The 22124-nt window shown below is 66.8% G+C and carries 21 protein-coding genes; 11 read left to right on the top strand and 10 right to left on the bottom strand.

Features of this window, described 5'->3' with window-relative positions; genetic code table 11:
- Positions 1–126 precede the first annotated feature (126 nt).
- Positions 127–1113, top strand: a complete 987-nt coding sequence (locus tag ACLD0W_RS04515) for a lipid A deacylase LpxR family protein (protein WP_410306299.1) — start codon at positions 127–129, stop codon at positions 1111–1113.
- On the opposite strand, the gene ACLD0W_RS04510 is transcribed toward ACLD0W_RS04515, so the two are convergent.
- Positions 1097–1642 carry a gamma carbonic anhydrase family protein gene (locus ACLD0W_RS04510; RefSeq protein ID WP_204431254.1) on the bottom strand — a complete coding sequence of 182 codons (546 nt, stop codon included), beginning with the start codon at positions 1640–1642 and terminating at the stop codon, positions 1097–1099. The two genes, ACLD0W_RS04515 and ACLD0W_RS04510, sit on opposite strands and share 17 nt — an antisense overlap.
- A gap of 51 nt (positions 1643–1693) precedes the next feature.
- Here ACLD0W_RS04510 and prlC point away from each other — a divergent pair, with 51 nt between their 5' ends.
- Genes prlC through ACLD0W_RS04495 form a run of 3 tightly spaced genes read left to right on the top strand, consistent with a single transcriptional unit; the run spans position 1694 to position 4246 of the window.
- Positions 1694–3730, top strand: coding sequence for an oligopeptidase A (gene prlC / locus ACLD0W_RS04505; RefSeq protein ID WP_410306298.1), 2037 nt, complete (start codon positions 1694–1696; stop codon positions 3728–3730).
- 1 nt (position 3731) lies between these two features.
- Positions 3732–3932 (top strand): YheV family putative metal-binding protein, encoded by a 201-nt coding sequence (locus ACLD0W_RS04500; protein ID WP_410306297.1) that lies wholly within the window; start codon positions 3732–3734, stop codon positions 3930–3932.
- A gap of 38 nt (positions 3933–3970) precedes the next feature.
- Positions 3971–4246, top strand: coding sequence for a YrhK family protein (locus ACLD0W_RS04495; protein WP_410306296.1), 276 nt, complete (start codon positions 3971–3973; stop codon positions 4244–4246).
- 30 nt (positions 4247–4276) lie between these two features.
- Here the strand turns inward: ACLD0W_RS04495 and ACLD0W_RS04490 are convergent, their stop codons facing one another.
- The gene (locus ACLD0W_RS04490) at positions 4277–4870 is read right to left on the bottom strand and encodes a hypothetical protein (RefSeq protein ID WP_410306295.1); all 594 of its coding nucleotides are present in this window, start codon (positions 4868–4870) and stop codon (positions 4277–4279) included.
- Positions 4871–5099: 229 nt separating this feature from the next.
- Positions 5100–5876, bottom strand: a complete 777-nt coding sequence (locus ACLD0W_RS04485; protein WP_410306294.1) for a ferredoxin--NADP reductase — start codon at positions 5874–5876, stop codon at positions 5100–5102.
- A gap of 168 nt (positions 5877–6044) precedes the next feature.
- On the opposite strand from ACLD0W_RS04485, the gene ACLD0W_RS04480 reads away from it, so the two are divergent.
- Entirely contained in the window at positions 6045–6935 is an 891-nt protein-coding gene (locus tag ACLD0W_RS04480) for a LysR family transcriptional regulator (protein WP_410306293.1), read from the top strand.
- A 9-nt stretch (positions 6936–6944) separates the two neighbouring features.
- Here ACLD0W_RS04480 and ACLD0W_RS04475 read toward each other — a convergent pair whose 3' ends face one another.
- Entirely contained in the window at positions 6945–7823 is an 879-nt protein-coding gene (locus ACLD0W_RS04475; protein ID WP_410306292.1) for an RsiV family protein, read from the bottom strand.
- A 94-nt stretch (positions 7824–7917) separates the two neighbouring features.
- Positions 7918–9624, bottom strand: a complete 1707-nt coding sequence (locus ACLD0W_RS04470; RefSeq protein WP_410306291.1) for an alkyl sulfatase dimerization domain-containing protein — start codon at positions 9622–9624, stop codon at positions 7918–7920.
- 90 nt (positions 9625–9714) lie between these two features.
- Here ACLD0W_RS04470 and ACLD0W_RS04465 point away from each other — a divergent pair, with 90 nt between their 5' ends.
- Both ACLD0W_RS04465 and ACLD0W_RS04460 read left to right on the top strand, forming a co-directional pair.
- Complete coding sequence (locus ACLD0W_RS04465) at positions 9715–10713, top strand: AraC family transcriptional regulator ligand-binding domain-containing protein (RefSeq protein ID WP_410306290.1); 999 nt, start codon at positions 9715–9717, stop codon at positions 10711–10713.
- Between the two features lie 92 nt (positions 10714–10805).
- A complete protein-coding gene (locus ACLD0W_RS04460; protein WP_410306289.1) occupies positions 10806–11282 on the top strand; it encodes a hypothetical protein in 477 nt (158 codons plus the stop codon).
- Between the two features lie 69 nt (positions 11283–11351).
- On the opposite strand, the gene ACLD0W_RS04455 is transcribed toward ACLD0W_RS04460, so the two are convergent.
- The gene (locus tag ACLD0W_RS04455; protein ID WP_410306288.1) at positions 11352–12056 is read right to left on the bottom strand and encodes a winged helix-turn-helix transcriptional regulator; all 705 of its coding nucleotides are present in this window, start codon (positions 12054–12056) and stop codon (positions 11352–11354) included.
- A gap of 121 nt (positions 12057–12177) precedes the next feature.
- On the opposite strand from ACLD0W_RS04455, the gene ACLD0W_RS04450 reads away from it, so the two are divergent.
- Positions 12178–12900: a DUF1428 domain-containing protein gene (locus ACLD0W_RS04450; RefSeq protein ID WP_410306287.1), complete on the top strand. Its 723-nt coding sequence runs from the start codon at positions 12178–12180 to the stop codon at positions 12898–12900.
- A gap of 15 nt (positions 12901–12915) precedes the next feature.
- Here ACLD0W_RS04450 and recG read toward each other — a convergent pair whose 3' ends face one another.
- Complete coding sequence (gene recG / locus ACLD0W_RS04445) at positions 12916–14994, bottom strand: ATP-dependent DNA helicase RecG (protein ID WP_410306286.1); 2079 nt, start codon at positions 14992–14994, stop codon at positions 12916–12918.
- 24 nt (positions 14995–15018) lie between these two features.
- Positions 15019–15921, bottom strand: a complete 903-nt coding sequence (locus tag ACLD0W_RS04440; RefSeq protein WP_138773740.1) for a hydrogen peroxide-inducible genes activator — start codon at positions 15919–15921, stop codon at positions 15019–15021.
- A 51-nt stretch (positions 15922–15972) separates the two neighbouring features.
- On the opposite strand from ACLD0W_RS04440, the gene ACLD0W_RS04435 reads away from it, so the two are divergent.
- From ACLD0W_RS04435 to ACLD0W_RS04425, 3 genes are all read left to right on the top strand, one after another.
- Positions 15973–16809: an NAD-dependent epimerase/dehydratase family protein gene (locus ACLD0W_RS04435; protein ID WP_410306285.1), complete on the top strand. Its 837-nt coding sequence runs from the start codon at positions 15973–15975 to the stop codon at positions 16807–16809.
- A gap of 140 nt (positions 16810–16949) precedes the next feature.
- Positions 16950–17450 carry a 5-(carboxyamino)imidazole ribonucleotide mutase gene (purE, locus tag ACLD0W_RS04430; protein WP_228232882.1) on the top strand — a complete coding sequence of 167 codons (501 nt, stop codon included), beginning with the start codon at positions 16950–16952 and terminating at the stop codon, positions 17448–17450.
- On the top strand, positions 17447–18559 hold the full coding sequence (locus ACLD0W_RS04425; protein WP_410306284.1) for a 5-(carboxyamino)imidazole ribonucleotide synthase: 1113 nt from the start codon (positions 17447–17449) through the stop codon (positions 18557–18559). Before purE ends, ACLD0W_RS04425 begins: the two co-directional genes overlap by 4 nt.
- 70 nt (positions 18560–18629) lie before the next feature.
- Here ACLD0W_RS04425 and ACLD0W_RS04420 read toward each other — a convergent pair whose 3' ends face one another.
- Positions 18630–20066: an alpha/beta hydrolase family protein gene (locus ACLD0W_RS04420; RefSeq protein WP_410306283.1), complete on the bottom strand. Its 1437-nt coding sequence runs from the start codon at positions 20064–20066 to the stop codon at positions 18630–18632.
- Positions 20067–20280: 214 nt separating this feature from the next.
- Entirely contained in the window at positions 20281–22065 is a 1785-nt protein-coding gene (locus tag ACLD0W_RS04415; RefSeq protein WP_410306282.1) for an alpha/beta hydrolase, read from the bottom strand.
- Between the last annotated feature and the right edge of the window lie 59 nt (positions 22066–22124).

The following is a 22124-nucleotide window of genomic DNA, read 5'->3' as shown; positions in this document are numbered from 1 at the left end:
TCGGCGCGGACGCGGTGAAATATTCGTCGGCGGCCGCCGGGGCGTCCGCCTTTTCCGCCTGATTGATTGTTTTTCGCGCCGGTCGACCGGCGTGCTTGCCCGTTTGCGTTTCGTGGAGATTCACCAATGCGTGCACTGTTGGGTGCGATGGTGTTGGCCGGCCTGCTGGGTCCGACCTTCGGCCAGGCCGATACGCTCGGCTTCTCGTGGGACAACGACCTGTTTCTCGGCCAGGACAAGAACTACACCAACGGAGTGCGGTTCAGCTGGGTGGGCGACGGGCAGGACGATTGCGAGCACAACGGCGGCGCCACCTGCGCGGTGGCCCGCACCCTGGACCCGCTGCCCGGTATTTCCGCCGCCGACGAGCGCCACGCGCTGACCGTCAGCCTCGAGCAGATCATGATCACCCCCTCGGACATCGAGCGGACCACGCCGGACTACAACGACCTGCCCTATGTGGGCTACGCCAACCTGGAAGTGGGTCTGTTCAGCTGGGACCAGCGCAACCTGTACGGCTACGGTCTGCGTGCAGGCGTGGTCGGGCCGGACTCCGGCGCCGAGAACAGCCAGAAATTCGTGCACCGGGTGGTCGGTTCCAACGAGCCCCAGGGCTGGGACAATCAGCTGGGCCCCGATGCCATCGGCGGGGTCTGGTTTCTGCACGCCCACCGCCTGTTCCGCCACACCGGCGACAATGGCTATGAGACCGAGCTGGGCACCGCCTGGGGCGTCGATGCCAACAACTTCGACGGCCATGCCCAGGCCGGCGGCTTCGTGCGCTTCGGACGCAACCTGCCGGGCAACTTCATTCCCGACTACGCCGGCATCGGCACCGCCGGCTCCCTGGTGGGCCTGTTCGACCGCCGCGGCTTCGGCTGGGAGCTGTTCCTGGGGCTGGCCGGCCAGTACAACGGCTATTCCTACATCGAGGAGCACGCCGGGCCCTACGACATCGAGGCCCGCGACTTCACCGGCACCGCCATCGGCGGCTTCGGTCTGCGCAACGACGGTTTCAGCTTCACCATGACCCTGCAGACCTCCACCTCGCCGCTGCGCGACAGCAACGACCCGCTCAGCTTCGGCAACCTGTCGTTTATGTGGGCGATCTAGCCTCCGCCCGGTAATCGTCCTTGAGTTTGACGTAGTTGCCGGCCACGTAGGGCAGAAAGCGCAATTCCTGCTCGGTCAGTTCGCGCACCGGCCGGGCCGGTCGGCCCCGGTACAGCCAGCCGGATTCCAACCGCTTGCCCGGGCTCACCAGGCTGCCGGCGGCCAGCATCACGTCGCTCTCCACCACGGCGCCGTCCATGATCATGGTCTGCATGCCGATCATCACCCGATCGCCCACCGTGCAGCCGTGCAGCATGGCCTGGTGGCCGATGGTCACGTCCTCGCCGATGTCCAGGGGGAAGCCGCCGGGATTGAACTCCGAGGCGTGTGTGATGTGCAGCACCGCGTTATCCTGCACGCTGGTGCGGGCGCCCACGCGAATGCGGTGCATGTCGCCGCGCACCACGGCGCCCGGCCACAGGGACACGTCGTCGGCCAGTTCCACCTCGCCGATCACGGTGGCGGCCGGGTCCACCCAGACCCGTTCACCCAGCGTCGGCGCCTTGTCTTTGAAGGGGCGAATCCCCATTTCACTACTCCTGAACGTTTCCGTTACCGCCCGTTTATACCGAGAGGTCCCATGAGCCACAATCCGCTGATCGATTATCCGGATCTGCCGCCGTTTTCCGACATCCGCCCCGAGCACGTGAAGCCGGCGGTGGAGACGCTGGTGGCCGCCGGTCGCGAACGCATCCGCGAGGTGCTGGCCAAGGGCGACTTCAGCTACCGCGCCCTGGAGCAGACCCTGGCCGAGGAAGACGACCGTCTCGGCAAGGCGTTCGGCCCGGTGGGCCATCTCAACGCGGTGGCCCAGAACGAAGCGCTGCGCGAAGCCTACAACGCCTGCCTGCCGCTGCTCAGTGAATACGGCACCGAGGTCGGCCAGAATGAAGATCTGTTCGCCGCCTACCAGGCGCTGCGCGACAGCGACGAATTCCAGCAGCTCAGCCCGGCCCAGCGCAAGGACATCGACAATACCCTGCGTGATTTCCGCCTCTCCGGCGTGGCGCTGTCCGGCGAGCAGAAAAAGCAGTACATGGAGAACGCCAAGCGGCTCTCCGAGCTGACCACCCGCTTCGAGAACAACCTGCTCGATGCCACCCAGGCGTGGAGCAAGCTGGTCACCGACGAAGCCGAGCTGGACGGCCTGCCGGAAACCGCCCTGGCCGGCACCGCCGACCGGGCCCGTGCCGAGGGCCATGAACAGGGCTGGCTGCTGACCCTGGACGTGCCGGTGTTCATCGCGGTGATGAGCCATGCGCGCAACCGCGCCCTGCGCGAGGAAATGTACCGCGCCTTCACCACCCGGGCCTCCGACCAGGGGCCCCAGGCCGGCGAGTACGACAACGCCGAGGTGATGGACGAGATTCTCAAGCTGCGCCATGCCCAGGCCAACCTGCTCGGGTTCGCCAATTACGCCGAGGAATCCCTGGCCACCAAGATGGCCCGGGACGTGGACGAGGTCACCACGTTTCTGAATGACCTGGCGCGCCGCGCCAAACCCCAGGCGGAGCAGGAGCTGGCGGACCTGAAGGCGTTCGCCGCCGAACAGGGCGCCGACGATCTGCAGCCCTGGGACCTGGGCTTCTGGAGCGAACGGCTGCGCGAAGCCCGCTACGACCTGTCCGAGGAGGCCCTGCGCCCCTGGTTCCCGGCGGAGACCGTCATCGACGGCATGTTCCAGGTGGTGGGCCGCCTGTTCGGCATCCGCTTCCGCCCCCGGGAAGACGTGGATACCTGGCACCCCGACGTGCGTTTCTACGAGCTGGTGGACGACGACGGCACCGTGCGCGCCGCCTTTTACCTGGACATGTACGCGCGCACCGGCAAACGGGGCGGTGCCTGGATGGACGACGCCCGCATCCGCCGCCGTCGTCCCGACGGCAGCCTGCAAACGCCGGTGGCCTACCTGACCTGCAATTTCGCGCCGCCGGCCGGTGGCAAGCCCGGGCTGCTGACACACGACGAGGTGGTCACCCTGTTCCACGAGTTCGGCCACGGCCTGCACCATATGCTCACCGAACAGGACGTGCCCGGGATTTCCGGCATCAACGGTGTGGCCTGGGACGCGGTGGAACTGCCCAGCCAGTTTCTGGAAAACTGGTGCTGGACCGAGGAAGGGCTGGCGTTGATTTCCGGCCACTACGAAACCGGCGAGCCGCTGCCCAAGGCGATGCTGGAAAAAATGCTCGCCGCCAAGAACTTCCAAAGCGCCATGGGCATGATGCGGCAGTTGGAATTCTCCCTGTTCGACATGCGCCTGCACGCCGAGTACCGGGACGGGCTGAGCATCCAGCAGGTGCTCGACGACGTGCGCGAGCAGGTGTCGGTGGTGCGGCCGCCGGCCTTCAATCGCTTCCAGAACGGCTTCGCGCACATCTTCGCCGGCGGCTATGCGGCGGGCTATTACAGCTACAAATGGGCGGAGGTGCTGTCCTGCGACGCCTATTCCCGCTTCGAGGAAGAGGGGCCGTTCAACGCCGACACCGGTCGGGATTTCCGCGAGAAAATCCTCGCCCAGGGCGGCAGCCAGGAGCCCATGGAGCTGTTCGTGGCGTTCCGTGGCCGTGAGCCGAGTGTGGAGCCGCTGCTGCGGCACAGCGGTATCGGAGGCTGAGATGGCGGTAAAGCGTCAATTCATCGCCGGTGCCGCCTGCCCGTCCTGCGGCGCGGTGGATCGGGTCCAGCGCTGTCTGGACGGCGAGCGCATCTGGATGGAGTGCGTCGCCTGCGGCATGGTCCGCGATCTGGACGAGCAGCCCGCCGCCGTCGATGCCAATGAACAACCGGTCGCTTTGCGAGGGCCAAAACCACGCTGATTGCATCAATGCTGATTGGATAAAAGAGGGAGGACAGGATGGCGAACCGTCGAATCGATGACCCGCTGACGCTGCATCTGGGCCACGAGGAACTGGTGATCCGGAGGCGTTACGAAACGCTCAGTATCATCAACGACTTTCTGATCGCCATCTGGTTTCTGGTGGGAAGCGTCCTCTTTCTTTATCCCAGCCTGGCGGAGCCGGCGGCCTGGCTGTTCATCATCGGCAGCTTCCAGTTTCTGATCCGGCCCACGCTGCGGCTGATCAGCCAGCTGCACCTGCAGCGCATGCCGGAGAGCAACTGGGAGCGCTAGCGCCGCTCCCCACTGCCGCTCCCCGCCGCCTCAGGGCATCCAGTTGGCCGTGGAGAGGGTGTAAAGGAACAGGGCGGCGCCGATCAGCGCCAGCACCATCAGCACGATGGCGATGATGCCCAGCACCATGCCGGCGGTGGTCTGCGGGCGGCCCCGTGGATCCATGGTGCCGGCCTCCATGGCCGCCAGATCGCGAATCCCCAGCACCATGGCGATCACCCCCAACGGCGCGAAAATCGCCACCGACAGGATCCCCATGACCAGAATCGGCGCCCCCCGGTGGGGCCGGGCATCCGGCGCCACCTCCACGACCGGGGCGGCCCGTCCGGCGAACACCGCCGTCAGCAGCAGCCCGGACGAGCCGATGCCGAGGATGAAGTGCACCGTCGAAGCGATCAGGCTGTAGGTTTCCCAGGTAATCACCCCGTCGCTGGCCAGGCGCACCAGGAACATGTTGGCCAGCATCATGAAGGCCCCCTGGAGCAGCAGCAGGACGCTGGCGATGATTACCATGATGGCCGGCTTGCGGTAGCGGGACAGAAACGCGCAGCCCAGAACGATGCCGATCAGGGCGGGTACGATCAGCGGAAAGATAGCCAGAAAATTACCAAACACTGCGGACATACCGGTCAAGCTCCTTGAAGGTTATGCGCGGGACCATACCGGGCCGCGCCGCCGCTGTCAGGCGAGAGCGCCGCATCTCACCAAAAAAACGCCGGGAGCTTTTTTTGACGTCGCGTCAGCGACGGCCCGAAGGGTGGCCGCCAGGGACGGCAGGCCACAAAAAAAGCCCCGCCGGGCGGCGGGGCAGGTACTGAAGATTCAGCGCGGGCTTATTTCGCGGGCTTAAGGCTTATTTCTCGACGAAAGCGCGTTCGATCACGTATTCGTGGGCGTGGCCGCCCCGGGACTCGCGGAAGCCCCAGCCGTCCAGAATGTCGGTGAGATCCTTGAGCATGGCCGGGCTGCCGCACAGCATGAAGCGGTCTTCTTCCAGATTCGGGGTCGGCAGGTTCAGATCCTCGAAGATCTTGCCGGAGGTCATCAGATCGGTCAGGCGGCCCTTGTTGCGGTACGGCTCCCGGGTCACGGTGGGGTAGTACAGCAGCTGGTTGCGCACGTACTCGCCGAAGAATTCATTGTTCGGCAGTTCGTTCTCGATGATTTCCCGATAGGCCAGCTCGGAGGTATAGCGCACCCCGTGGGTGAGAATCACCTGGTCGAACTGGTCGTAGATTTCCGGGTCCTTGATGATGCTCAGGAACGGCGCCAGGCCGGTGCCGGTGGACAGCAGCCACAGGCGCTTGCCGGGCAGCAGGTGGTCCGCCACCAGGGTGCCGGTGGGCTTGCGGCTCACGTAGATCTTGTCGCCGGGCTGGATTTTCTGCAGCTGGGAGGTGAGCGGGCCGTCCGGCACCTTGATGCTGAAGAACTCCAGCTCTTCCTCGTAATTGGCGCTGGCGATGGAATAGGCGCGCAGCAGCGGCCGGCCACCCTCCTGCTCCAGGCCGATCATGGTGAAATGACCGTTCTTGAAGCGGAAACCCGGGTCCCGGCTGGTGGTGAAGCTGAACAGCGTGTCGTTCCAATGGTGCACGCTGGTGACGGTTTCAGTATTCAAATTTGACATAAGCTAATGCGCTTTTATTCCCGAATCTTCAGTTGGTGAGAATGTAACCACTTTGCCGATATCGGTAAAATGGGTAATTCCGATATTTGATATCGGCATTGCCGATATATAAACGCTAATAGTTCGCATTTGTGCGCCGCGGGCGCATATATACACGGGATCGCCGCCATGCGCTACACCCTGAGGCAGTTGGAAGTCTTCCTGGCCACCGCCCACTTTGAAAACGTGAGCCGCGCCGCCGCCCATCTCAGCATGTCCCAGTCCGCCGCTTCCGGGGCGCTCAAGGAGCTGGAATCCCAGTTCGAGGTGAAGCTGTTCGAGCGCGCCGGCAAACGGCTGCGCCTCAACGAACTGGGCCGTCAGCTCTGGCCCCGGGCCGAGGCATTGCTGGCCCAGGCCCGGGACCTGGAGGCCGGCCTGCTGGCCCATCAGGAACTGGGCCAGCTCAAGGTGGGGGCGACCCTTACCATCGGCAACTACCTGGCGGTCAGCATCATGGCCCGCTACATGGCCGAGCAGCCCGGTGCCCGGGTGCAGCTGGAAGTGGCCAACACCCGCAACATTGTCGATCGGGTATTGGGCTTCGACCTTGATCTGGGTCTGATCGAGGGTGAAATCAATCACCGGGACCTGGATCTGTTGCCCTGGCGGGACGACGAACTGGTGGTGTTCTGCGCGCCGGACCACCCGCTGGCCAGGCGCGAGCGCCTCGACGACGACGATCTCAAGGCGGCCACCTGGATCGTGCGCGAGCCCGGCTCCGGCACCCGCCAGACCTTCGAGCGCGGCATGCACGGCATTCTGCCGGACCTGCACCTGCTGCTGGAGCTGGAGCACACTGAGGCGATCAAGCGCGCGGTGGAAACCGGGCTGGGCATCAGCTGCCTGTCACGGGTGTCCCTGCGCGAGGCGTTCCGGCGCGGCTCCCTGGTGCCGCTGGCGGTGCCGCACCGGGACTTCAGCCGGGCTTTCTATTTCGTGCTGCACCGGGAGAAGTACCGCAGCCCCGGGGTGGAGCGCTGGCTGGAGCTTTGCCGGGCGTCCACCCGTCCGGGCTGACCGGCCCCCTCAATGGGGCCGGTAACGGGGGCGGATCACGCCTTCCAGGTCCTTCCAGGGCACGGTCAGCTCCGGCTGGCCCATGGCGTAAGGGGCGATGCTGTAAACGTCGTAATGCAGCACCACCCCGGCCGGGGTAAGCCGGTAGGACTCGCTCTGCTGGAACGGCCAGTCCTCCCGGAAGCCGGCGTCGTCGGGGGCCTGTTTTTCCACCCAGCGGGCGTGGGCGCGCTCGGCGGCGTTCCAGAAGGCGCTTTCCTGGCCGGATTCGATCAGCCGGCCCAGGGGCACCGCGTGGTTTTCGCCCAGATCCCAGTTCAGCCAGCGGGTGACCGGCAGGCCATGGGCGCCGCCGGTGAATTCATAGCTACTGATGGCGATGGTCACCAGATCCTTCCAGCGACCCAATTGGCGGGTTTCGCCGGTCAGCTCCCAGCCATGGCTGCCTTCCCCGGAGACGCCGGCGGCGGTGCTCAGGAACTGCTCGGCGGCGGCCTCCAGGCTGTCCGGGCTGGCCGGGTTCTCGCTGGTGACCACCAGCTGCGAGGTGAGTTGGCGGCGCACCGCCGCGTTCAGCTCCGGCTGGCCCTCATAGACCTGCAGGCGTACCTCGAAGTGGGGGCAATCGTCCCCGTCGCAGCCTTGCGGGCGCCGTTCCAGGGTTTCCATCTGGTGGGTCAGCTTGGCCGGTACCGGCCGGGCCGCCTGTTTGTCGCCGCCGTCGGTCTCCACGGGCCGGTCCGGTTGCCCGTTGTCCGTGGCCGGCGCGGTGTCTTTCTTGTCGGGCTCGGCGGGGGCGTCGGTGCCGTTGTCACAGGCGGCCAGCGACAAGGCCAGGGCCAGGGCGGAGACGATCAGAAGGGGCGATTGCCCGGAGCGGCGCATCATGGCGAATTCCCGTCGGTTCCATCGAAAAAAGCGGCGCGGCCTGAGCCGCGCCATGGTCCGGGAGCATGCCTTGATTGCCCGCCATCGGGCAAGCTCAGTCCATTTTTTCGAAGTAGCCGAGAATGCGCAGCGCCGCGATCTTGCCGCCGCGGATATCCAGGTCGTCCCCGGCCAGGGCCATGGCCGGGTTGCGCTGGCCGGCGGCGATCTGTTTCCAGACCGGCTCGCGGGTGACCAGCACCGCGGCGGTGTCGTCGTCCAGGCCCTCGTGCACCACCGCCACGCCGTGACGGATGACCAGGGTGAAGGCGCGGCCGGAATCGGTGAACTCGAAGCCCAGCTTCTCCTCCGCGTCCAGGGTGTCCTCGGCCTTCAGGAACGCCGGCATGGCGTGCAGGAAGTTGTCGATGGGCAGGGTGGCCAGGAAGCCGTCCGGCGGCGGCGTCCGGAAGCCCGGCTTGAGCCCGTCGGCGGCTTCCCGGGCGGCGGTGAAGTAATAATTGCGGGCGTTGGGGTTGGCCTCGCCCTCGGCCAGCCGGCGCAGGGCGGCGGCGCGCAGATCGGCCACCTGGTCGTCGTCCGGGCGCAGCACCGCCAGATCGTCACTCAGGCTCAGCGCCCATTGGGCATCACCCTGTTCCAGCGCCTCGCGGGCCTTGTCCAGCAGGGCGGCATCGCCGCCGGCCAGCTCCGCCATATGCCGGGCGCGCTCGCCCTCCGGCAGGGGTTGCAGGGTGCTCGGGTTGCCGTCGAACCAGCCCAGGTAACCGTCGAACACGGAGCGGATCGACCAGCTGACCTTGCCATAGAACGGCTGCAGCCAGGGATGCTCCGCCAGATGCGGCGGCAGGTGCACCCGCTCGACGATCTGATCCGGCGTATAGCCCTTGTTCATATAGCGCAGGGTCTGGTCGTGCACGTACTGGATCGCGTCCCGATAGGCGGTCAGCGTCTTTTCGATGGTGTCGGCGCCGGTGAGCGGTCGGGTATGGCTGGGTACCAGGTACTCGGCGCCCAGCGCGCGGATCTTGTCGAGGCTGGCCACCCACTGCCCGGTGTCCCGGTAGGGGGTGCCGCGAATGGTGTACAGGTTCGGGAACGCCTGATAGATGTTGTCGCCGGACAGCACCACTTTCTTGTCCGGCAGCCACACGAACAGCTGGTCGTTGGTCTCCCCCGGGGCGTGCACCAGTTGCAGACGCAGGCCGGCGATGGTCACGTCCAGCTGTTCATCCACGGTATGGTCCGGCGGCAGGGCGAACAGCTCGCTGTCCTCGGCGACCCCCAGGAAGGGGCCGATGCCGTCGTTGATCAGTTCCCCTTCCGGCAGATGGTGGCCGAACATGCGCATGGAGCGGGCGGTAATGATCGGGCGGATCTGGTTCACCACCCGGTTGATGTAGTAGCCGGTGCTTTCATGGGCGTACACCGGTACCTCGCCGGGGGCGGCGAAGGCGCGCGCGCCGAACACATGGTCGGCGTGGTTGTGGGTGTAGATCAGCGCCTTGATCGGTTTGTCGGTGATGTTGCGGAATTCCGCCAGCACCCGGCGCCCCTCCGCCACCGTTTCCATGGTGTCGACAATGATGATGCCGTCGTCCCCTTCCAGCATAATGGAATTCGCCAGCCCGTAGCCGATCGCCACATACACGCCGTCGGTGACTTCCACCACGCCTTGCTTGAACACCTGGGTGTGCGCCTTCAGGGCCTCCGGCGCGGGGGTTTCGGAGGCGGCGATGGTGGTCTCGTCGTCGCCGCAGGCGGCCAGCGCCAGCGTCAGCAGAATAAAAAGGTATCGCATGGAATCTTGTCCTTATTGGAATGCCTGTCGGCAGGCTAGCCCCACGCCCGGGCCACACCAAGGTGGCAAACGGCCAGCGGATGGTGGCCGGTGACCACCGCCACCACCGTGGCCGCCTGGCCGCTGGCGCTGGTCGGCACCCTGGAGCGCGGCGGAGTGTCGGCGGCGGCATTGCTGGAGGCCGCCGGTCTGGAGCCGGCCCTGCTCGGTACCGAACCCGGCGGGCGTGTGCCGGTGGACGCCATGAGCCGGCTGTGGACGGCGGCGGAACGGCTCAGCGGCGACCCGGCCATCGGCCTGCGCGTGGGCCAGGTGGCGCAACCCATGCATCTGCGGTTGCTGGGCCTGCTGGTGCAGACCGCCCCGACCCTGGACCGGGTGCTGGATCTGGTGGTGCGATTCCAGGCGCTGATTTCCACCAGCGTCACGGTATCCCGGCTGCACCGGCCCGGCGCCGAGGGTCTGGCGATCCAGGCCCTGCCCGGCGAGCCGGTGCACGCCTGCGCCCTGGACGCCTTTGTCGCCGTGCACGTGAAACATCTGCAGCGGGTGGCGCGCCCCGGCGTGGTCCGTGATATCGAACTGAGCCGCCCGCGTCCGGCGGTGGCCGGCCTGTGGCGCGAGCGTCTGGGGGTGGAGGTTCGTTTCGGCGGTGAGCGCAATGTGATCTGGCACGACGCCGGCGGCCTGCGCGACCCGCTGCCCCTGGGCGACGCGGCGCTTTGCCGGCAGCACGAGCAGCTGGCGGAGCAGGCGCTGGCGGAACTGGACCGGGCGCCGCCGCTGATTCGCACCCTGCGCGGGCTGTTGCGGCTGCGCCCGGACAACCCGCCCTCCCTGGCCGAACTGGCCGCCTCCGTGAATCTCAGTGAGCGCTCACTGCGGCGCCATCTGGCGGAAGCCGGCAGCGGCTATCGCAAGCTCATCGAGGCGCAGCGGGCGGAGCAGGCCGCCGACTGGCTGCGCCGCGACGGCCTGCCGGTGGGCGAGGTGGCGCGGCGTCTCGGGTTCTCCGACGCCAGCAATTTCGGCAAGGCCTTTAAGCGCTGGTACGGCGTGAGCCCCGACCGGTTTCGGCAAGTTCGTTGAACTAACCCCTTGTTTTTCAGTGTTTTGCACCCATGTGTAATGGGGAAGACGATAATAGAGGAGTATCAGTGCCGAATTCCCGGAGAGACCCCATGCGACGACCTTCCCTTCTTCTTGCCGCCGCCTTGATGATGGCCACCACCGCCAGCAGTTGGGCACAGGACGCCACCGAAGGCGTTCCCAACGTGAAGCAACCCGAGCAGCAAAACGTTCAGGCCCAGATGCGCGACACCTGGCAAGCCATCAAACAGTTTTCCGTCGAACAGAAGGATCAGGCGCTGGCCGCCCTGAGCCAGGCCATGACCGCGCTGGACGAAGACATCGACCATGCCCGCGCCAACATCGACGAAAACTGGCAGGACATGTCCCAGGAAGCGCGCCTGCAGAAGCAGGAAGCGCTCGCCGACATGAAAGACAAGCGCGAGGACCTGGGTGAGGAATACCAGCAACTCAAAGCCGCCTCCGCGGACAATTGGGAAGTGGCCAAGGCCCGCTTTGGCGGTGCCTGGGAAAAGACCAAGGACGCCTGGGCGGAACTGACCGCGCCCCAGCCGAAAGCCGCCGATTAATCGGCGCCCTTCCCGTCACGTCGCGAGGGCCCGTCGAGCCGCGCGGGTGCTCTCCGTTCAGGTAGCCGTTCAGGTCTCGGTTCGGGCGGGCAGGACTTCGCCGTGGGGCGTAACCGTTCGAGGCGCGAGGCTGAACCCCGCCACGAACCGTTGCGCCGCGACGACATCACCGTTCAATTCAATCACCCCTTCATCGACCAGCGACGTCAACGGAACGGCGCCATAAACCGCTCTCGCCAGCGCGTTGCCATCGCCGGCCAGGGTAAAGTCCGTGTCCGGACGCGCCACCCGGCGGGTCGACAGCCGCCCTTCCCGCACCCGCATCTCAAAGGCTTCCTTGCCGAAATCGAACCCCGCCGACCCGGGCGGCTCGCCGGCTTTTGCCGGTACCTGATTCGCACCCATTGAAATCATCAACGCCGACGGACTGATGAACCGGGAAGGGTCGTGGCCCGGCACCGTCAGTGCCCATTGGCACAATCCCTCCAGAACCGGCAGCAGCCCCTGGCCGGTGGCCGTCAACGCATAGCTGCCCAGGCGTTCGTCGTGGGTGACCACGCCGGCTTCCCGCATCTGGGCCAGCCGTCCGGTCAGGACGCTGGCGGTGATGCCGGGCAGCCCGGCGCGAATCATCTGAAACCGTTTCGGCGCGAACATCAGTTCGCGCACCACCAGCAGTGCCCAGCGGTCGCCGATCAGGTTGAGCGCGTGGGCGGCCAGGCAGCCCTCGTCATAGCGGGGGCGGGATGCGGGCTTTTGGGTGCGACTAGTCATGTTTAAATACTATTGGTTGTTTTTTACTACTTCAAGTGCGATGCTGATTTCGCCCGGGGAATGGACGGCCCGGGCGACACGGTTTGAGCGTGTACTTGACGACGTCCCAGGAGAACTGGAAATGACCTATTACACCGGCTCCATCACGGCGGTGCCGACCAACAACAAACGCCAATACGAAGAACACCTGGTGGCCGCCTGGGCCATGCTGGAGCCCCTGGGCGCGACGCGAATGGTCGAGGGCTGGGGCGTGGATGTCCAGCGGGGCAAGGTCAACGATCTGTTTGGCGCGGTGCGGGCCAAGGACGACGAGAGCATCGTCTATGGCTGGATCGAATGGCCGGATCAGGCCAGCGCGGATGCCGCTTGGCAAAAAATGCAGGAGGACCCGGCGTCGCACCCCATGCCGGACATGCCCTTCGATGGCAGCCGTGCCATCTTCGGGGGCTTCAACCCCATCCTGGTGGCCGGCACGGACCGGGGGGTGGGTTATATCCAGGGCTTCGCGCTGGCGGTGCCGGAGCGCAACCAAAGCCGGTACCTGGACATGGCCCGGGGGGCCTGGGACGAGGCGTTCGGCCCCCGTGGGTGCCTGGGCATGGTGGAAGCCTGGGGCGTGGATGTTCCCCGTGGAAAGCAGACCGACTTCTACCGCGCCACCCTGGCCGAGGACGGCGAGGTGCCGGTGGTGGGTTGGACCCTGTGGCCGGACAAGGCCACCTGCGACGCGGCGGCCCGGGCCATGGAGGCGGACATGGAAGGCCAGGAATTCCCGGAGATGCCCTTTGATGGCATGCGAATGATGTGGGGTGGATTCGAGCTGCTGTTCGATTCGGCTCGCTGATTCCTCCCCGGCGCCTCAGACGTCGGCGAAATCCTCGCCGCCGCGCAGCCAGCGCCGCAGCAGCCGCTCCACCTGGTGCGGATGGTGCGCCAGCAGCTCGGCGGCCACCTGCCGCGCGGGGCCCATCAGTGCCTCATCGCGGACCAGGTCGGCGATGCGGAACGCCAGATCCCCGGTCTGGCGGGTGCCCAGCCATTCGCCGGGGCCGCGCAGCTTCAGATCCTCCTCGGCGATCACGAAACCGTCGCTGGTGTCGCGCATCACCGCCAGCCGCTTCTTGGCGGTCTGCGACAGGGGCGTCTGATACAGCAACAGACAGTAGCTCTGCTCACCGCCCCGGCCCACTCGTCCCCGCAACTGGTGCAACTGCGCCAGCCCCAGCCGTTCCGCGTTTTCCATCACCATCAGGGTGGCATTGGGCACGTCCACGCCCACCTCGATCACCGTGGTGGCCACCAGCAGCTGCGCCTCGCCCCGCGAGAAGCGCCCCATCCGTTCCTGCTTTTCCTTCGCCTTCATGCGCCCGTGCACCAGCTCCACGGTCAGTTCCGGCAACGCCTCGCGCAGGGTCTCGAAGGTGGCCTCGGCGGCCTGGGCCTGCAGCTCGTCGGATTCCTCGATCAGGGTGCACACCCAGTAGGCCTGGGTGCCCTCCAGGCAGGCGGCGCGGATGCGCGCGACCACGTCGTCGCGGCGCGAGGTGGGCAGCGCCAGGGTCTGGATCGGCTTGCGCCCGGGCGGCATTTCGTCGATCACCGAGGTGTCCAGGTCGCCGTAGACGCTCATCGCCAGGGTGCGCGGAATCGGCGTGGCGGTGAGCGTCAGCTGGTGCGGCACCTGGTTGCCGAAACGGCCTTTCTCGCGCAGCGCCAGCCGCTGCTGCACGCCGAAGCGGTGCTGCTCGTCGATGATGATCAGACCCAGGCGTTGGAACGCCACCGCCTCCTGGAACAGGGCATGGGTGCCCACCACCAGGGCGCCGCTGCCGTCGGCCAGAGCCGCCAGGGTTTCGCGCCGGGCCTTGACGCCGACACTGCCCGCCAGCCAGTGCACCGGGATGCCCAGGGGCGCCAGCCACTGGCGGAAATTGTTCAGATGCTGCTCGGCGAGCAATTCGGTGGGCGCCATCAGCGCCACCTGATAGCCGGATTCCATGGCGACCAGGGCGGCGGCGGCGGCCACCAGGGTTTTGCCGGAACCCACATCGCCCTGGATCAGCCGCAGCATGGGGTGGCGGCGGCGCAGGTCGGCGCGGATCTCGCCGATCACCCGCTGCTGGGCGCCGGTGAGCGCGAACGGCAGGCTCTGGAGCAGCCGGGCGGTGAGCCCGTCCCCTTGCAGGGCCGGCGCTTCCAGGGCCTTCTGGCCGGCCCGCTTGGTCAGCATGCCGAGCTGATGGGCCACCATCTCTTCCATTACCAGCCGCTTCACCGCCGGATGGTTGCCGTCCAGCAGCAGGTCCACCGGATCGTCGGGCTGCGGGTGGTGGAGCTTGCTGAGCGCTTCCGCCAGGCCGGGCAGGCCGCTGCGATCCAGCAGCCCGGCGGGGATCAGTTCCTCCGGCTCGTGGGTGCGCAGCCATTGCAGGGCCTGGCCGGCGAGATTGCGCAGCAGCTTCTGGCTGACGCCATCGGTGGTGGGGTAGACCGGGGTCAGGGATTTTTCCAGCGGCGGCAGGTCCGGGCCGGTCTGGTACTCCGGGTGGTAGAACTCCAGGCCGGCGGCGCCGGGCCGGGGTTCGCCGTAAACGCGAATGGCCCGGCCCTTCTCCAGGGCGTTCTTCTGGGCGGCGCTGAAATGATAGAAGCGCAGCACCACCAGACCGGTGCCGTCGCCCACCTTGCAGAGCAGCGAGCGGCGTTTGCCGAACACCACGTCGGCGGCCAGCACCTCGCCCTCGATCACCACCCCCTGTTCCGGGCGCAGGCCGCCGATGGGGGTGATGCGGGTGCGGTCCTCGTAGCGGAACGGCAGGTGAAAGAGCACGTCTTCCAGGGTGTGCAGTCCCAGTTTGGCGAGCCGCTCCGCCGCCCGGGGGCCGACCCCCTTGAGGCGGGTGATGTCGATGCGTTCCGGCGCGTCGGGCCGGCTCATACCGGAGCGCTCATCGGGACAAAATCAGGCCGCCAGTCCTTCACGGGGCACCGAATGGCGCAGCACTTCGATGGCCTTCGGCCGCGGGAAGCTGTCGCGCCACACCAGGGCGATGGTGCGCGACGGCACCGGCGGCGCGAACGGGCGCACCGCGAAGGTGGACTTGTCGTAGCCGTGCTGGTGCAGGGCGGAGTCCGGCAGCACCGTGATGCCCAGGCCCGAGGCCACCATGTGTCGCAGGGTCTCCAGGGAGCCGCCCTCGATCTGCACCAGGTTGCGCTGGCGCTCGGAATCGATGGCCGGGCACAGCTCCAGCACCTGATCGCGGAAACAGTGGCCCTCGCCGAGCAGCAGCAGGGTTTCTTCCAGCAGCTGTTCCGGACGGATCTGTTTCTGTTTGGTCCAGGGATGGTCGCCGGGCAGCAGCACCGAGAAGGATTCCTCGTACATTTTGGCGCGCACCAGGCCGCCGCCGGAGAACGGCAGCGCCACGATGATGGCGTCCAGCTCGCCCCGGTCCAGCTTGCCGCGCAGCACGTGGGTGTAGTTCTCCTCGATGAACAGGGGCATCTCCGGCGCTTCCGCGCGCACCCGTGGCACCATGGTCGGGAACAGATAGGGGGCCACGGTGAAGATGGCGCCCACCCGCAGCGGCGAACCGAGCTGGTCGCGCTGGCTCATGGCCATCTGCTCCAGCAGGTCGGCCTGCTCCAGCACGCGCTGGGCCTGGGCGACGATGGGCTCCGCCTGGGGCGTCACCACCACTTCCCGGGGGCGCCGCTCGAACAGCGGCATGCCCAGTTGTTCTTCCAGTTTCTTGATCGCCGCGCTGAGCGTCGGCTGGCTCACGTTGCAGACCTGGGCGGCGTGCCCGAAATGCCGTTCACGGGCGAGAGCGACCAGATAGCGAAGTTCTGTTAGGGTCATAAGCGCCAGAAGTTTTTTCGATGATGCACCATTCTGCCGGACTGCTACCCAATGAGCCATATTCTGATTGCCGGTCTCGGTGACCTGGGCACCGGCCTGGCCGCGCGGCTGGGCGCCGACGGCCACCGTATCAGCGGCATCCGCCGTGGTCACACCGCCCCCGCCGGGGTGGATCTGTACAGCCAGGACCTGCTCGACGGCGCGCCGCGCCTGCCGCCGGACCCGGTGGATCTGCTGGTGGTGATCATGACCCCGTCCCGTTACGACGAGGAAGGCTACCTGCAAGCCTATGTGCGGGCACCGCTGAATCTGCTGGACGGTCTGGCGGCGCGGCAGCCGCTGCCGCCGGTGCTGTTCGTGTCGAGCACGGCGGTGTTCGGCGACCAGGACGGCGACGTGGATGAGACCACCCCGCCCCGCCCGAGCCGCTACAACGGCAAGGTGGTGCTGGCGGCGGAAGAGGAAATCAGCGCCCGGGGGCTGGCCACGGCGGTGCGCTTCTCCGGTATTTACGGCCCCGGGCGCCATCGTCTGCTGAGCAAGGTGGAAAAACTGGCGCGCGGCGAAGAGGCACTGCCCGGGGCCGCCTGGAGCAACCGCATTCACCGCGACGACTGCGTCGGCCTGCTGCACACCCTGGCCACGCGCTGGCTGGCCGGCGAGACGATGCCGCCGCTGGTGGTGGGCACCGACAACCATCCGGCCAGCAATCTGGAGGTGTACGCCTGGCTGGCGGAACGCCTGGGATTGTCGCTGGCGGTGCCGGACGCGACCCCCACCGGCAAGCGCATCCACAGCCGGTTTATCGCCGAAGGCGGTTACACCCCGCGCTACGGCGATTACCGGGCGGGCTACCAAACGGTGCTGGCGGAGCACCGGCCGGAATGACCGTCCCGCTGGGCCTGAGGGGCGCGCTGCGGTATCTTTAGCGCCCTTGGCCGGGCTTGTGCCCGGGCCTGGAATCGGTACAGTGTGCGCCTTTCAGATCGGGCGCCGAGGGCGCGACCGCCCCAGGGGAGAATGAAGCGATGACGATACCGGTAGCCGTGGTAATGGGTTCCCAATCCGATTGGGAGACCATGAAGGAAGCCTGTGACGCCCTCAGCCAGTTCGGCGTGGGCTGGAAGGCCGAGGTGGTGTCCGCCCACCGCACGCCGAAACGGCTGGTGGAATTCGCCGAGCAGGCGGTGGACGAGGGCTACCAGATCATCGTCGCCGGCGCCGGCGGCGCCGCCCACCTGCCCGGCATGATCGCGTCCCTGACGCCGCTGCCGGTGCTGGGCGTGCCGGTGAAAAGCCGCGCCCTGTCCGGCCTGGACAGCCTGCTGTCCATCGTGCAGATGCCCAAGGGCGTGGCCGTGGGCACCCTGGCCATCGGCGCCTCCGGGGCCTGGAACGCCGGCCTGCTGGCGGCGCAGATGCTGGCCACCCGGGACCCGGACCTGCTCAAGCGCATCGCCGACTGGAAAGCCTCCCGCGCCGACGAGGTGCTGGCGGACGCGCAGCTCGGCCAGGAAAGCTTCGAATGAACCGGGTGCTGGTGCTCGGCGGCGGCCAGCTCGGCCTGATGATGGCCGAGGCGGCGGCCCGGCTCGGCCTGGTGGTGGACCGCTACGACCCGGAGCGGGCGGTGTTGCTGCCCGGTACCTCCGATCTGGCGGTGCCGATCACCTGGGAAGAGTGCCTGGAGCGCTACCCGGTGATCACCGTGGAACGGGAGGCCTTCCCGGATACCGGCCTGTCCGCGCAACTGGCGGCCAGTGACCGCTGCGCGGCGCGCGGCGCCCTGGCCACCATCCCCGACCGCTTCGATCAGAAAACCATGCTCGACCGCTTGGGCATCCCCACCGCGCCCTGGCGCCTGCTCGACCAAACCGACGATCTGACGGCGGCGGTGGCGGACTTCGGCGGCGTGGTGGTCAAGGCACGCAGCGGCGGCTACGACGGCCGTGGCACCTGGATCGTGGGCGAAGGCGGCGATCTGAGCGCGGTGCCCGTGGATGAGCTGGCCGGCCGGGCCATCGTCGAGCAGAAGATTCCGTTCCGCCGCGAGCTGTCCATCGTCGGCGCCCGGGCGCTGTCCGGCGAGACCCTGTTTTACCCGCTGACCCGCAACTGGCACGTGGACGGCATTCTGCGACTGAGCCTGGCGCCGGCCAATGCCAGCGCCGCGCTGCAGCCCCACGCCGAGGACATCCTGCGCCGCATCATGGAAGAGCTGGACTTCGCCGGCGTGATGGCGGTGGAGTTCTTCGAGCAGGACGGCGAGCTGCTGGTCAACGAGATCGCGCCGCGCGTGCACAACTCCGGCCACTGGACCCACGAGGGCGCCGACTGGTCCCAGTTCGACCTGCACGTGCACGCCCTGGCCGGCGTGCCCCTGCATTCGCTCAACGTGCACGGCCCCACCGCCATGGTGAACCTGATCGGTACCCCCTTCGATCAGGCCTGGCTGCAGCATCCCGGCGTGGTGCACTGGTACGGCAAATCCGTGCGCCCGGGCCGCAAGGTGGGCCACGCCAACCTGACCGCCCCGACCCTGGACAAACTGCGCGAGGACCTGCGCGCCTGGGCCGACGTGCTGCCGGAAGGGTTTGAGAAGGTGCTTAACTCGGAGCTGGACCTGGATCGCGGTTGAAGCGACCCCGCCCAATAAAAACGCCCCGCTCAGCGGGGCGTTTTCGTTTCCGGTCGATGGAACCCGCCGGTTACGGAGGCGTACAGGACGGCAGACCGGCGCGGCTGCTGCTGAACTGACAACCGAAGTCGTCGTTGGCCACCGCGGCGGCGTCCAGGAAGTCGTCCCCGTCGGGCACGATCGAGTTCTGTTCCCAGTTGATCATGTCGTCGAAGGCGGTTTCCTGCTCTTCCAGGGTGAAGTCGCAATGAGACAGGGACCGGATTGCCCGTTGTACCAGCCAACCGCCGCTGCCATTGGCTTCCGCCCGTTCGCGGTAAATCTTGCCGTGCTCGAACGGTACGTACAGATCCCCGAGCCCCTGCAGGCTGACCACCGGCACGTTGAACTCGCCGTTGATCACCGGAATCCAGCGCAGGCCGTCGCCACGCGGACCGTTGGCCGCCGGGTTGCCTTCCACCCGCAGGATGGTGTCATTGAAAGCCTGTTCCTCGCTGGTCAGCGCCGGATCGTTATCGAACTGATATTCCACGCCGGCGTTGCCGCTGAGATCACCGGTGAGGATGCCGTTGACGGTGCCGTCGCGGCCACCCGTGCCCATCACGGTACCCCAAAGGGCGGTTCGGAAACCGAGGTCGGCCAGGGGGCGCTCGCCGCCGGTAAGGTGCCGGAATAACGCCTGGAGTTTTTCGCCCTCTTCAGTGAGCACCCCCAAGGTCGCGCCTTGGGGCACCGTGCTCCATACCACGTCGTTGATGGCGGCCACATCGAAATTGGTGGCGGGAAACGCCTCCAGGGGCGGGGCATTGGGATCGACGGTGTGGGCGAAGTGCTGCGCCGCCAAAGTGGCCCGGGTCAGATAGTCAAACTCGTAGGTGTCGCCCACCACGCCGCAGAAGGGCACGGCGCCGTTGTACTGCACCTTGTTGTTGGCGGTCTGGTAGGTCTCCTCCTCGATGGCCGCGGCGGTGACGTGGCCGCCCATGGAGCCGCCCATGATGTAGATCTTGGTGGGCGCGGCCAGGCTGCGGCCGTTGTCCTCGGCGATGTCGTTGAACGCCAGCGCCAGCTCGTTGGTGTCCTCCACGCCGGTGCGCACGTCGTAGTAGTTGGTGGAGTAGCTGGAGGCGGCCCAGGCGTAGCCCTCATCGAGAAAATGCTGGCGGATGCTCGGGTTGCCCACGGTCAGCTCCTGGCCCTCGCCCCGGTAGCCGTGGGCGTACATGACGAGCATACCGTTCCAGGTTTCCGGCACCTCGATGCGGTAGCCGGCGCCGCTGGGGCGCACGCCCCACCAGCGGCTGGCGTTGGCGTGGCCGGTGACACCGGCCTCATCGAACGGCAGCGTCGCCTCGTTCACGGCGAACGTGCGGCTGTCCTGCTGGCGTTGAGGTTCGGGGGTTTCGGTGTAGTCGTTGTCGCTGTCGCCACCGCAGGCGGTGAGCAGTCCGGCGGCCAGCAGGCCGGCGAGCAGGGATCGGGTGCGTATTCCGGATGGAAAATCCACGATAAGTCTCCCGTTATTCTTGGCGTTATGGGTGTATTTTTCTTGCTGTCTTACCTGGTATTCCGCTCTGCGAAATAGCATTTTCACAAAGCGTGGAGCTAATATCCGGCTCGGTCGGAGAGGGTGTCAAGCGGAGAAGTGTATTTCGGTGAGGCTGTTCCGCTGTGCGGAATGGAAGCCCCGCCTTGGGCGGGGCCTCGCGGAGGAGAAACGGCTAGAAGTCCACCCGCTGCATCACCAGGTCGGTGATCTGCACGGTGCCCGCCGGGGTTTGGTCGAAACTCAGCTCCACCGCGTCGAGGCGGGTGAAGTCCACGCCGTCAAACGCGGTCAGCGGGATGTCCACGGCGTTGAGGGTGGTCTTCTGGGATCCGTGGTTGCTGTCGTAGAAGGCCCGGCCCGGCGGATAGAAAAGGCCGTCACTGTAGTCGCTGGCGAGCACCTCGACCCGCTTGCCATCGCGATCGGTCAGGGCCACATGGAAATCCTGGCCCGCCTGATTGTCGGTGTCGCCGTGGGAAATGCCCACGCGCACGGACAGCACCTGATAGTCGGTGGCGTTCAATCCGAGCAGCTCCGAGCGGTAGGTGGCGGTGGTGTCCCAGGCCATGAACAGCTGCTCGGCGATGTTGAAGGTAGGCGTGGCCACGTCGCAGCCTTCGCCGGGCCGGCCATTGGTCTGGCAAATCCCGTAGGAGGAGAAGCCGTCGAACCAGACCGAGCCGCCCAGGTTGTTGGTGGTCAGGCTGGCGGCGTCCAGGGTGTCGTCGATCACCAGCCGGTCCGCCGCCGGTGCCAGAACGCTGAGCAGGTAGCGGTCGTCGCACGGCCCCTGGCCGTCGGGGCAGATGCCCCCGGGCACCGGCGTCTGACCGTTCCAGTAGGCGCCGAATGCCTGTTCATGGCCGACGAAGTAGCGGAAGAAGGAGGCGATGAAGAACAGCCCCTGGGCCTGCTGCAGGTCCGGGGTGTCGCGGCCGTTGCCGGCGGCGTTCTCGCCGCACCAGGGGTCGTCGCCGTCGCTGTCCAGGATGGTCCAGTCGTCCGGGCGGCTGTCGCTGGTCCACACCGTGTTGTAGTAGTTGTGGTTGGCGCCCATGGGGATCAGCTGGAATTTGGGATAGGGATCATTGGCCAGGGCGTAGCGGCTGGTGTCGTAGGCGAAGTTGCCCATCAGGTCTTCCACGTCGCCGTCGCAGTAGCCGGCCAGCGCCACGAAGTTCACCCGGCTGACGGTCTGGGTGTTGTAGTCGGTGGGCGCCAGGGAGAACACCGCCGTGATGTTGTGGGGCTCCGGCCGGGCGCGGTTATAGAGCACGGTCTGGTTGACGCCCTCGCCGCCACGGGAGTGGCCCATGATGCCGATCTCGCTCATGTCGAGCTTGCCGACCAGGGCGTCCAGCCCCTGACCGCCGCCGGCGTTGATGGTGCGGAATTCGTCCAGATGGCGCACCACCAGCATGGCGCGGGCCAGGCCGCCGGTGTCGCCGTTGGAGGGGCCGCTGTCGTGGTCATTGATGTCGTTGGCGTCCACGGAAATCACCGCGTAGCCATGGCTGACCAGATTCCTGGAGATGTATTCGTAGCCCCGGAAGCTGGGAATCGGGTTCGCGCAATCGTCGTCGTCGATGCCTCGGCCGTCGTAGCAGGTGCCGTGCCGGCCGTGCAGGAACAGCACTACCGGGAAGGGGCCATCGGCGTCCTCCGGGTATTGGATATAGCCGTGGATGTCGGTGTCGTAGCTGTCGCCATTCTTGTTGTCGTACACGGTCATGCGGCCGAAGTCGTACTCTTCCTCGGCGACGGCGAAGCCGCCCATGGCGGCGGCATCGGCGGCGACCGTGTTGGTGACGGCGTCCGGCTGTGTTTTCGGCGCGGGTGTGCCGGTGGAATCGTCGTGGCTGTCGGAGTCACCGCCACAGGCGCTCAGTACCAGGGTGGCGGCTAAAACAAAGGTGCTCGTTCCCTTGTGAAAAAGGGAGGACATGGAAGTCGTCATGCTTTGTTCCCCGTTCATCAGTTGGCAAAAGCCCAGAGTCTGGACGGGGAGGAGCAGGC

The organism is Alloalcanivorax sp. C16-1 (genome assembly GCF_046507805.1).
Taxonomy (GTDB): Bacteria; Pseudomonadota; Gammaproteobacteria; order Pseudomonadales; family Alcanivoracaceae; genus Alloalcanivorax.
This window is presented reverse-complemented; position numbering and strand designations above follow the sequence as displayed.

Bases quoted from the DNA above. Each gene is read 5' to 3' on its own strand.
- ACLD0W_RS04515 (WP_410306299.1), top strand. From the start codon at position 127: ATGCGTGCACTGTTGGGTGCGATGGTGTTGGCCGGCCTGCTGGGTCCG.
- ACLD0W_RS04510 (WP_204431254.1), bottom strand. From the start codon at position 1,642: ATGGGGATTCGCCCCTTCAAAGACAAGGCGCCGACGCTGGGTGAACGG.
- prlC (WP_410306298.1), top strand. From the start codon at position 1,694: ATGAGCCACAATCCGCTGATCGATTATCCGGATCTGCCGCCGTTTTCC.
- ACLD0W_RS04500 (WP_410306297.1), top strand. From the start codon at position 3,732: ATGGCGGTAAAGCGTCAATTCATCGCCGGTGCCGCCTGCCCGTCCTGC.
- ACLD0W_RS04495 (WP_410306296.1), top strand. From the start codon at position 3,971: ATGGCGAACCGTCGAATCGATGACCCGCTGACGCTGCATCTGGGCCAC.
- ACLD0W_RS04490 (WP_410306295.1), bottom strand. From the start codon at position 4,870: ATGTCCGCAGTGTTTGGTAATTTTCTGGCTATCTTTCCGCTGATCGTA.
- ACLD0W_RS04485 (WP_410306294.1), bottom strand. From the start codon at position 5,876: ATGTCAAATTTGAATACTGAAACCGTCACCAGCGTGCACCATTGGAAC.
- ACLD0W_RS04480 (WP_410306293.1), top strand. From the start codon at position 6,045: ATGCGCTACACCCTGAGGCAGTTGGAAGTCTTCCTGGCCACCGCCCAC.
- ACLD0W_RS04475 (WP_410306292.1), bottom strand. From the start codon at position 7,823: ATGATGCGCCGCTCCGGGCAATCGCCCCTTCTGATCGTCTCCGCCCTG.
- ACLD0W_RS04470 (WP_410306291.1), bottom strand. From the start codon at position 9,624: ATGCGATACCTTTTTATTCTGCTGACGCTGGCGCTGGCCGCCTGCGGC.
- ACLD0W_RS04460 (WP_410306289.1), top strand. From the start codon at position 10,806: ATGCGACGACCTTCCCTTCTTCTTGCCGCCGCCTTGATGATGGCCACC.
- ACLD0W_RS04455 (WP_410306288.1), bottom strand. From the start codon at position 12,056: ATGACTAGTCGCACCCAAAAGCCCGCATCCCGCCCCCGCTATGACGAG.
- ACLD0W_RS04450 (WP_410306287.1), top strand. From the start codon at position 12,178: ATGACCTATTACACCGGCTCCATCACGGCGGTGCCGACCAACAACAAA.
- recG (WP_410306286.1), bottom strand. From the start codon at position 14,994: ATGAGCCGGCCCGACGCGCCGGAACGCATCGACATCACCCGCCTCAAG.
- ACLD0W_RS04440 (WP_138773740.1), bottom strand. From the start codon at position 15,921: ATGACCCTAACAGAACTTCGCTATCTGGTCGCTCTCGCCCGTGAACGG.
- ACLD0W_RS04435 (WP_410306285.1), top strand. From the start codon at position 15,973: ATGAGCCATATTCTGATTGCCGGTCTCGGTGACCTGGGCACCGGCCTG.
- purE (WP_228232882.1), top strand. From the start codon at position 16,950: ATGACGATACCGGTAGCCGTGGTAATGGGTTCCCAATCCGATTGGGAG.
- ACLD0W_RS04425 (WP_410306284.1), top strand. From the start codon at position 17,447: ATGAACCGGGTGCTGGTGCTCGGCGGCGGCCAGCTCGGCCTGATGATG.
- ACLD0W_RS04415 (WP_410306282.1), bottom strand. From the start codon at position 22,065: ATGACGACTTCCATGTCCTCCCTTTTTCACAAGGGAACGAGCACCTTT.